Source organism: Pseudomonas sp. ABFPK (assembly GCF_001586765.1).
Classification (GTDB): Bacteria; Pseudomonadota; Gammaproteobacteria; order Pseudomonadales; family Pseudomonadaceae; genus Aquipseudomonas; species Aquipseudomonas asiatica.
Map to the genome: position 1 here is coordinate 91,560 of NZ_LQXW01000016.1, position 8,221 is coordinate 99,780.

8 protein-coding genes are annotated in these 8,221 nt (G+C 64.5%); all 8 read right to left on the reverse strand.

Annotated features, from left to right (window positions below):
- Window positions 1-127: 127 nt before the first annotated feature.
- The gene (locus tag WM94_RS13090; protein ID WP_061551366.1) at window positions 128-1,324 is read right to left on the reverse strand and encodes an ABC transporter permease; all 1,197 of its coding nucleotides are present in this window, start codon (window positions 1,322-1,324) and stop codon (window positions 128-130) included.
- Window positions 1,324-2,535: an ABC transporter permease gene (locus WM94_RS13095; RefSeq protein ID WP_061551369.1), complete on the reverse strand. Its 1,212-nt coding sequence runs from the start codon at window positions 2,533-2,535 to the stop codon at window positions 1,324-1,326. Before WM94_RS13095 ends, WM94_RS13090 begins: the two co-directional genes overlap by 1 nt.
- The gene (locus WM94_RS13100) at window positions 2,535-3,221 is read right to left on the reverse strand and encodes an ABC transporter ATP-binding protein (RefSeq protein ID WP_039614639.1); all 687 of its coding nucleotides are present in this window, start codon (window positions 3,219-3,221) and stop codon (window positions 2,535-2,537) included. Before WM94_RS13100 ends, WM94_RS13095 begins: the two co-directional genes overlap by 1 nt.
- Window positions 3,218-4,369 (reverse strand): efflux RND transporter periplasmic adaptor subunit, encoded by a 1,152-nt coding sequence (locus WM94_RS13105; protein WP_061551367.1) that lies wholly within the window; start codon window positions 4,367-4,369, stop codon window positions 3,218-3,220. Before WM94_RS13105 ends, WM94_RS13100 begins: the two co-directional genes overlap by 4 nt.
- Before the next feature lie 432 nt (window positions 4,370-4,801).
- Window positions 4,802-5,503, reverse strand: coding sequence for an XRE family transcriptional regulator (locus tag WM94_RS13110; RefSeq protein WP_061551368.1), 702 nt, complete (start codon window positions 5,501-5,503; stop codon window positions 4,802-4,804).
- A gap of 287 nt (window positions 5,504-5,790) precedes the next feature.
- Window positions 5,791-6,318: an inorganic diphosphatase gene (ppa, locus tag WM94_RS13115; RefSeq protein WP_003255365.1), complete on the reverse strand. Its 528-nt coding sequence runs from the start codon at window positions 6,316-6,318 to the stop codon at window positions 5,791-5,793.
- Window positions 6,319-6,411: 93 nt separating this feature from the next.
- Complete coding sequence (locus WM94_RS13120) at window positions 6,412-7,227, reverse strand: zinc-dependent peptidase (RefSeq protein ID WP_023660929.1); 816 nt, start codon at window positions 7,225-7,227, stop codon at window positions 6,412-6,414.
- A gap of 9 nt (window positions 7,228-7,236) precedes the next feature.
- Complete coding sequence (locus tag WM94_RS13125) at window positions 7,237-7,884, reverse strand: DedA family protein (protein ID WP_025337547.1); 648 nt, start codon at window positions 7,882-7,884, stop codon at window positions 7,237-7,239.
- Window positions 7,885-8,221 lie beyond the last annotated feature (337 nt).

The following is an 8,221-nucleotide window of genomic DNA, read 5'->3' on the forward strand; positions in this document are numbered from 1 at the left end:
TTCAGATTACTTTTCTGTCAGCTTGTGGTGGGTCAAATTCAGTAAGCGCGCCGCGCGGCCTGTGGGAGCGGGCGTGCCCGCGAAGGGCTGCAAAGCAGCCCCATCAAGGGGCTCTTTGGCCTGGCCGCTACTCGATGCGCAGCGCCGCGACCGGATGCAAGCGAGCCGCCCGCACGGCCGGGGCCAGGCCGGCGAGAATGCCGAGCACCGCCGCCAGCAGCAGCGCCAGCAGCAGAAACAGCGGTTGCAGCGCCAAGGGCAGGCTCGGCATGGCCAGGTGCAGTAGCCCCAGCAGCAGGCCCATCAACAGCAGGCCAAGCAGGCCACCGGCCAGGGACAGCAGCGTCGCTTCAGCGAGAAACAACCCAAGTACCTGCCGCGGACTGGCGCCAATCGCCCGCAACAGGCCGATTTCTGCCGTGCGCTCGCCCACAGTGGTCGTCATGATGGTGAGAATGCCGACGGCGCCGACCAACAGCGAAATGCCCCCCAAGGCACCAATGGCCAGGCTCAGGGTGCCGAGAACGCGGTTGAAGCTGCGCAGCATGTCGTCCTGGGTGGTCAGGCTGAAGTCCTCCGCACCGTGTCGTTCGCCGAGCACCTCGCGAATCTGCCGGCTCAACGCCCGTGAAGTGGTACCGGCGCCAAACACCACATGGGCTTTGACCACCCCGGTGCGGTTGAACAGGCTTTCCGCCCAGTCCACCGGGATGTAGGCGATATCGTCGAGGTTGAAACCGAGCAACTGGCCTTTCTCCGCCATCACGCCGATCACCCGGAAACGTACGCCGCCGACGCGGATCAGCTCACCCAGCGGGTTGCGCGCACCGAACAGCTCGGTACGCAGCTGATGGCCGAGCACCACATAGGGCGGCGAACGGCCGTCACGGGCCGGGGGCAGGAACTCGCCCAGGCTCAGTTGCATGCGCCAGGCCTGTGCCATCTGATGGCCGCCACCGAGAATGTCGCTGCGCCGGCTCAGGTGACCGAACTGGATATTCCCGCTGCCCTGAATGATCGGCACCGCCGCCTCGACATGCGGCAAGCGCCGCAGGGCGTCGGTGTCACTGATGGTCAGTGGCCGCACGCTGCCAAGCAGGCCGCCGAGGCCGCTGGTCTGGGTCTTGCCCGGGCGCACGGTGATGATCCGCGTACCAAACTGCGAGAAGTTCTCCAGCACATAGCCGCGCACGCCTTCGCCTATGGCCGTGAGCAGCGCCACGGCGGCTATGCCGATCGCTACCCCGAGCAGGGTCAGCAGGCTGCGCAGCGGGCGGCAGGTCAGCGCCGAGCTGGTCAGCCGGAAACCATCTTGCCAGCGCATCAGTGCGCCCCCGGCGGGCGTAGCGCCGCCACCGGCTCCAGCGCCGAGGCCCGAGCGGCAGGCAGCCAGGCGAAAAGCAGCGCCGTGCCGAGTGCCAGCAGCACGGCGCCAACCCGCGCCCACCAGGGGGCATAGAGCGGCAGATCGAACGCCAGGCGCCCCAGCCAGAGCAAGGTTTCGGCCAGCAGCAGCCCTGCCAGTGCCCCTGTCAGGGCCAACAGCGCCGCCTCGCCGAGGAACAGCAGGCGCAGCTGCGCCGCCGTCACGCCTATGGCTTTGAGCAGGCCGATCTCGGCGGTGCGCTGGCTTACTGCAATCCAGGTCACGTTCATGATCAGGATGCCTGCCACCAGCAGGCTGATCGCGGCAATGCCGGCCACCGCCAGGGTCAGCACCGCGAGTATCTGGTCGAAGGCGCTGAGCAGGCTGTCCTGGCTGACGAGGGTAACGTCCTCCTCACCCTCGTGACGCTCCTTGAGCGCGGCGAGTATCAGCTGCTTGCTACGGTCGAGAAAGCTCGGACCATGCACCTCGACAAACACCCGCGACAACCCCTCGCTATTGAACAAGGCCTGGGCACTGGCCACCGGGATGATCAACATCTCGGCGAAATCCATCCCCAGCGATTCGCCCCGCTCGCCGAGAATGCCAACCACCCGGAAGCGCCGGTCGCCAGCGCGCAACCATTCACCCAGGGCCGGGCGAGCCCCGAACAGCTCGCGCCGGAGTTTGCCGCCGATCACGCAGACGGCTTCGGCCTGCTCAGGGTCCAGCGTCGGCAGGGGTTGGCCTTGTACGACGGTCAGTTGGCGAATGGCGAAGAAGTCCCGGGTGGTGCCCAGCGTCAGCACTTCACGATTGCGGTTGCCGACTATCACCTCCATCTGCCCGGCCTGCTGCGGCGCGACCCGGCGGATGCCCGGCAACCGGGTGATGGCCTGGACATCCTGCAAGGTCAACTCGTGTGGCGTCAGCCCGGTGAGCGGCGGCATTCGCCCGGTGGTTTCCTTGCGCCCCGGGAAAACGATGAGTATGTCGCGCCCGAGCAGCGAGAACTCGTTCAGGACAAAGGCCCGCGCCCCCGCGCCAAGACCGGTGAGCAGATTGACCGCGACCACCCCGATAGCGATGGCCAGCAGTAGCATCAGGCTGCGTGAGCGATGCCCACGCAAGGCACCTAGCCAGAAGCCCAGGGCATCGGCAGCGCGCATCAGGCCAGCGCCCACTGCGGCGCAATACTGTGGATCCGCCCATCACGCATGTGCAGCTGGCGCTGTGCACGGGCGCCCAGGTTGGCATCGTGGGTCACCACTATCAGGGTCAGGCCCTCGCCGTTGAGCTCCTCCAGCAGGCTGAAGACCTCTGCGCCGGCCTGGCTATCGAGATTTCCGGTGGGTTCGTCGGCCAACAGCAGCGCCGGTTGCATGACCATCGCCCGGGCGATCGCCACGCGCTGGCGCTGGCCACCGGACAGCTCGGCCGGGCGGTGGGCAATGCGCTCGCCCAGCCCCAGGCGTGCCACCAATTGGCTGCTGCGCTTGCGCCGTTGTGCCGCACCAATGCCGGCAAGGACCATCGGCAGCTCGATGTTTTCCAGCACCGTCAGCCGTGCGATCAGGTGGTAGGACTGGAACACGAAACCTATCAGCCGGCTGCGCAACTGGGCGCGGCGCGCCTCGCTCAGGGCCGCCGTGGCCTCGCCCTGCAGCCAGTATTCGCCGGCGCTCGGCGCGTCGAGCAGGCCGAGGATGTTCAGCAAGGTCGACTTGCCCGAGCCCGACGGGCCCATCACCGCCATGTAGTCACCGGCGGCGATGTCCAGGTCCAGGCCATCCAGTCCCATCACCTGCTGTTCGCCCAACTGGAAGCTGCGGCTACCGCCGCGCAGGCGGATCATTTCTCGGTCTCCGCGGCATCCGCCGGGATCACCGCCACGGTATCCTTGAGCCCTTCCTGCTCGTGGCTGGCGACTATGCGTGCGTCCTCGTCCAGCCCTGCAAGCACCTCGGTCCAGCGCCAGTTGCTCAGCCCGGTTTGCACCTGCACCTCGCGCAACACCCGGGCGCTCGGGTCGTATCGCAGCACGCGTTGCCCCTCCAGCAGGGTCTCGGTGGGGATGCGCAAGGCACCCGCGTGCTGCTCCAGGAGGATCTCGACATCGGCGCTATAGCCGGTGAGTAGGGCCAGGTCTGCCGGCGGCTGGTCGAAGCGCACCTCGACATCGACGGTGCGCGCCTGCTTCTCCAGTTCGCGCACATAGGGCGCGATGCGGCTGACGCGGCCGGTGAAATGCTGACCACGGAAGGCATCCAGGCTGATCCGTACGGCGGTTCCGGGGTGAACCCGGGCAGCGTCCACCTCATCGATCGGTGCCTCTACAAACAGGCAGCTGTCGTCGATCAGGTCGACTGCCGGCGGCGTGGGAATACCTGGCGGCGACGGGGTGACGAACTCGCCGAGTTCGCCGTTGATTTCTGCGACGATGCCGGCGAATGGTGCACGCAGAGTTGTCTGTTCCAGCAGTGAACGCTGCAACTGCAGGCTGGCGTCGGCCTCGCGGATCAGCACGGCACTGGCACTGCACATCAACTTCGCCAGGTTGGCCTTGGTCGTGGCCTGATCGAGGCGGTCGGCGGCAATCAACTTGCGGTCGGCCAACTGGCCGAGGCGATCAAGGTCGCGCCGGTCCAGCAGAGCTTGCTGGCAGCGCTGTTCGCGGCTGTTGCGCTGGGCCTCCAGCCGCGCCTCGGCTTCCTGTAGCCTGGCCTGTTGCTCGTCCTGCCGCAGGCGCATGAGCACCTGACCCGGCTGGACCCGCTGGCCCTCGCTGACCAGCAACTCGGCAACCTGGCCGCCGACATTGAAGGACAGGTGCGAGCGTCGACAGGACTTCAGCGTACCCGCGCGCGTGTTGGCCACCACCGTCTCCACCGGTCCCCGCTCAACTTCCAGCAGCCTGACCGGCACCGGCTGCGGTCGACTCAACCAGCCGCCCAACACCACGAGACAAGCCAGGATCGACGAGCCAATCAATAATTTGCGCATGGACTACACCTCCTCCCATATGGCTTGAGCCTAGATCAGGAGGGTGAAAGCTCTACGCGAAACGTCATTTATCCGACGATTTTCGGATGAGCGTTAGTATAGTGTCAGATAAATGGCGAATGAGATTTTTTTCGCTCACGCAGCGGCGATTCCCTGGCCATGGGAAGGCTGCAGAAAGTTTCAGAGGATGGGAATGGCGGGCATTAAAAAGCCGGCTTGTGGCCGGCTTCTCGGGGACGCTTCCGACTAATTTATGGTAAGCCGCAATCGCCTTAACTGTGTGGCCATCAAGGGCCTGAAAGAGATGGCAGATGCCCGTGTGGGATATCGCCGAGCCCTCTGGACCGCGGCTTGCGCCGGTCGGGGCTGAATGTGCGGCGTAGCATACAAGGGCGCGCGCAGGATGCCCAGCAAAAAATGGCACAGGTTGTTTCAGTCGGGCCGTTGCTGGCGGAAATGCGACCAGTGGAACACCCAGCCCAGGACCTTTAGCCCTTGTGTCTGGCGCTGGGCGGCGGTGTAGCGTTCGACCGCATAGTTGCGCCGATCATGGCTGTGCAGGTACAGCGTGCCGTGCTGGCCGAGGCTGAGGTTGTTAACCCTGAGCGCGCCGTTGTGCAGCAGGGCATAGGTTTCGCCCTCGACCACCTGGGTCATGCCCAGGTCGATGGCCAGGGTAGCTTGCAGCGGAATCAGCGGGGTCATGTTGCTGGCGGGCATGGCCAGGCAGATGGCGTCGTCGGCATGCACTCCCAACCCTTTCAGGGCTTTTGCGGGCAGGCACAGGTGTTTGCCGGCCACGGGCGACAGCAGGCCGTTGTGCAACTCGTAAAAGGGCACCTTCAATGTACGGCCGCCTTGCGCCGATAGCGGCGTGTGCGGGTTGGCGGGCGCCGGCTCCGGTGGGCAGGTGCGCAGGATCGGGTTGTGGTGTTTGGGGCCTTCGCCCGTGCGCAACCAGCGACGATGCACGCAGAACAGGTCCGCCATTTCGTCCAGCCGGGCCAGGGGCACGCCGCGCTTGAGCCAGTTGTTGACGTGCTGGGGCGTGACGCTGCGCTGGGCGGCGAAATCGGAAGGGGTCAGGCCACATTCGTGGAGGAGGGCTTTGAGTCTGTCACCGGATGTGTTCATGGCGGCGAGTGTAGCGGCGGGGTGCCAGCAAGGATATGAACCGGATGTTGATGGGGCTTGTGTGAAAAGCGCCTGTTTGTAGGGCGTTGGAGTAGGACTGCGTAGGATTTTTTACTCTCCCAGGCAAGTGCGCGGTTCCTGTGGGAGCGGGTCGGCATCTAGAATTTGAGCAAGACAGTTGTTCCCACAAAAGTGCTGCGCAGGCAGGTCATCCAGTGCCAGGGCGACCAGCCATCCATCAGGCATAAAAAAACCCCGCCGAGGCGGGGTTCTTCATGCAATCGGTATCAGCCCTTGTAGGCAGCAACCGATTTGGTGATCGCGGCGCGGGCGGCGTCAGCGCCTTCCCAGCCTTCGATCTTGACCCACTTGCCCTTCTCGAGATCTTTGTAGTTGGCAAAGAAGTGCTCGATCTGCTGGATCAGCAGGGCTGGCAGGTCGGTGTATTCCTTCACGTCGACGTACAGCTGCGACAGCTTGTCGTGAGGAACAGCGATGACCTTGGCGTCGCCGCCGCCGTCGTCGGTCATGTTCAGCACGCCGACCGGACGGGCGCGGATAACCGAACCTGGGGCTACCGGGTAAGGGGTAACGACCAGCACGTCCAGCGGATCACCGTCATCGGCCAGGGTGTTCGGGATGAAGCCGTAGTTGGCTGGGTAGAACATCGGGGTAGCCATGAAACGGTCGACGAACAGGGTATCGCTGTCCTTGTCGATCTCGTATTTGATCGGCGCGTGGTTGGCCGGGATCTCGATGGCGACGTAGATGTCGTTCGGCAGGTCTTTGCCCGCCGGAATCTTGCTGTAGCTCATTGGGCAGTGCCCCCGTGTTTGACCAAAAAAGTGGCGGCGATTATAGGCACATTCTGCATGGGCATGCCACGCCTGGCCTGATGTGCGGCCCCGTCAGGCGTGGCTTTCGCGGTATTCCGGGTGTTCGGCCTGCAGCCGGCACAGGCGCGCCAGCGGGTCTTGGCGGTAGAACAGCGACAACTGGCGGTAGACCTGTGGATAAGCCTGTTGCAGCAGGTCGGGAGCACTAAAGAAGTACTCGCTGGTGACGGCAAAGAACTCCGCGGGGTTCTCTGCGGCATAGGGATCGATGGCGGTTTCGGCGTCGGGGTTGGCGTCCAGCTGGCGGTTGAGGTCGTCATAGGCCTGTTGCATGGCGGTTGCCCATTCATCCACGGGCATGCCGCTGTGCAGCGGCGGCAGGCCGTTGGCATCACCATTGAGCATGTCGAGCTTGTGCGCCAGTTCATGGATAACCAGGTTGTAGGCCTCCCAGCCACCACTGGCTAGCACGCCGCTCCAGGCGAGGATGATCGGGCCCTGCTGCCAGGCTTCGCCGCTGTGCTCACCGTCCCACACGTGCTCCACGCCACTGGCATCGCGGTGGCGCTGTGGGCTCTTGAAGTCGTCGGGGTAGAGGATGATTTCGTGGAAACCCTGGTACCAGTTCAGCTCGCCCAGGTGCAGCAGCGGCAACTGCGCCTGGGCGGCCAGCAACAGGCGCTGCTCGTCATCCGGCTCGACGCCGGGCAGGCAGGTGAGGTGCTTGTCGAGCAGGAACAGGATGCAGGCTTCACGCAGCCAGCGATCCTCTTCGTCAGTGATGCCGTCCAGCATTGGCAGGCGCTCGCGCACGGCCTGCCATTGCTGGGGGGGGATGGGATAGCGCGCCAGGGTGCGCTTGCGCCGCCAGGCGCTGAACGACCACATCGGCAAGTTTCAGTGCGCTTTGGCCGTGCGGCCCAGGCGGCCACGCAGCAGGCCGAGGATCATCGGTACCAGCGACAGGATGATGATGCCCACCACCATCAGCGACAGGTGCTGTTTGATGAATGGCACGTTGCCGAAGAAGTAGCCCAGGGTCACCAGGCCGCCGACCCACAGTAGCGAACCGGCGACGCTGAAACCGAGGAAGCGCGGGTAGTGCATGTGGGCGATGCCGGCGACGAACGGCGCAAAGGTGCGCAGGATGGGCAGGAAGCGCGCCATGGTCACGGTCTTGCCGCCGTGGCGTTCATAGAAGTCGTGGGTACGCTGCAGGTAGTCGCGACGGAAGATCTTCGAGTTGGGGTTGTTGAACAACCGCTCGCCGGCTGTGCGGCCGATCACGTAGTTGGTGCTGTCGCCGAGGATCGCGGCGGCCATTAGCAGGCCGGCCAGCAGCAACGGGTCCATGCCGCCACCGGCGGCCACGGCGCCGGCAATGAACAGCAGCGAATCGCCAGGCAGGAAGGGCATGACCACCAGCCCGGTTTCACAGAAGATCACGGTGAAGAGGATGGCGTAGATCCAGGGGCCGTAGTTGGTGACCAGCAGATCGAGGTAGGCATCGAGATGCAGGATAAGGTCCAGCGGGTTGAAATCCATGTACAGCACCTGTGTTCTTGGGCGTAGGCTCGGTTACCTGCGGATGGGTAAATTTTCACACACGACAGGTGGGCCATTATACGGCTAAGTCAGGATCATGCCCGGGGAGTTTGTAGCGGGGGGTTACGGCAGGGGGTACTCCTGTACCAGCCTCTTCGCGGGTAAACCCGCTCCCACAGGTACAGCACCGACTTCATATGTGCCGCTATGCCTGTGGGAGATCACCCAGCCCTTCCGGGCTGCGCTGTCGCGCAGCAAACATGAGGCGCATGACTTCAGATCTGTGGCAGCGCTGACATTTTGAAAAAGAAAAGGCGGCTGGCCTATTAGGGCCAGC

Excerpts from the sequence above, each read along its gene's own strand:
- WM94_RS13125 (WP_025337547.1), bottom strand. The coding sequence starts at position 7,884 with ATGGATTTCAACCCGCTGGACCTTATCCTGCATCTCGATGCCTACCTC.
- ppa (WP_003255365.1), bottom strand. The coding sequence starts at position 6,318 with ATGAGCTACAGCAAGATTCCGGCGGGCAAAGACCTGCCGAACGACATC.
- WM94_RS13095 (WP_061551369.1), bottom strand. The coding sequence starts at position 2,535 with ATGCGCGCTGCCGATGCCCTGGGCTTCTGGCTAGGTGCCTTGCGTGGG.
- WM94_RS13105 (WP_061551367.1), bottom strand. The coding sequence starts at position 4,369 with ATGCGCAAATTATTGATTGGCTCGTCGATCCTGGCTTGTCTCGTGGTG.
- WM94_RS13120 (WP_023660929.1), bottom strand. The coding sequence starts at position 7,227 with ATGTGGTCGTTCAGCGCCTGGCGGCGCAAGCGCACCCTGGCGCGCTAT.
- WM94_RS13090 (WP_061551366.1), bottom strand. The coding sequence starts at position 1,324 with ATGCGCTGGCAAGATGGTTTCCGGCTGACCAGCTCGGCGCTGACCTGC.
- WM94_RS13110 (WP_061551368.1), bottom strand. The coding sequence starts at position 5,503 with ATGAACACATCCGGTGACAGACTCAAAGCCCTCCTCCACGAATGTGGC.
- WM94_RS13100 (WP_039614639.1), bottom strand. The coding sequence starts at position 3,221 with ATGATCCGCCTGCGCGGCGGTAGCCGCAGCTTCCAGTTGGGCGAACAG.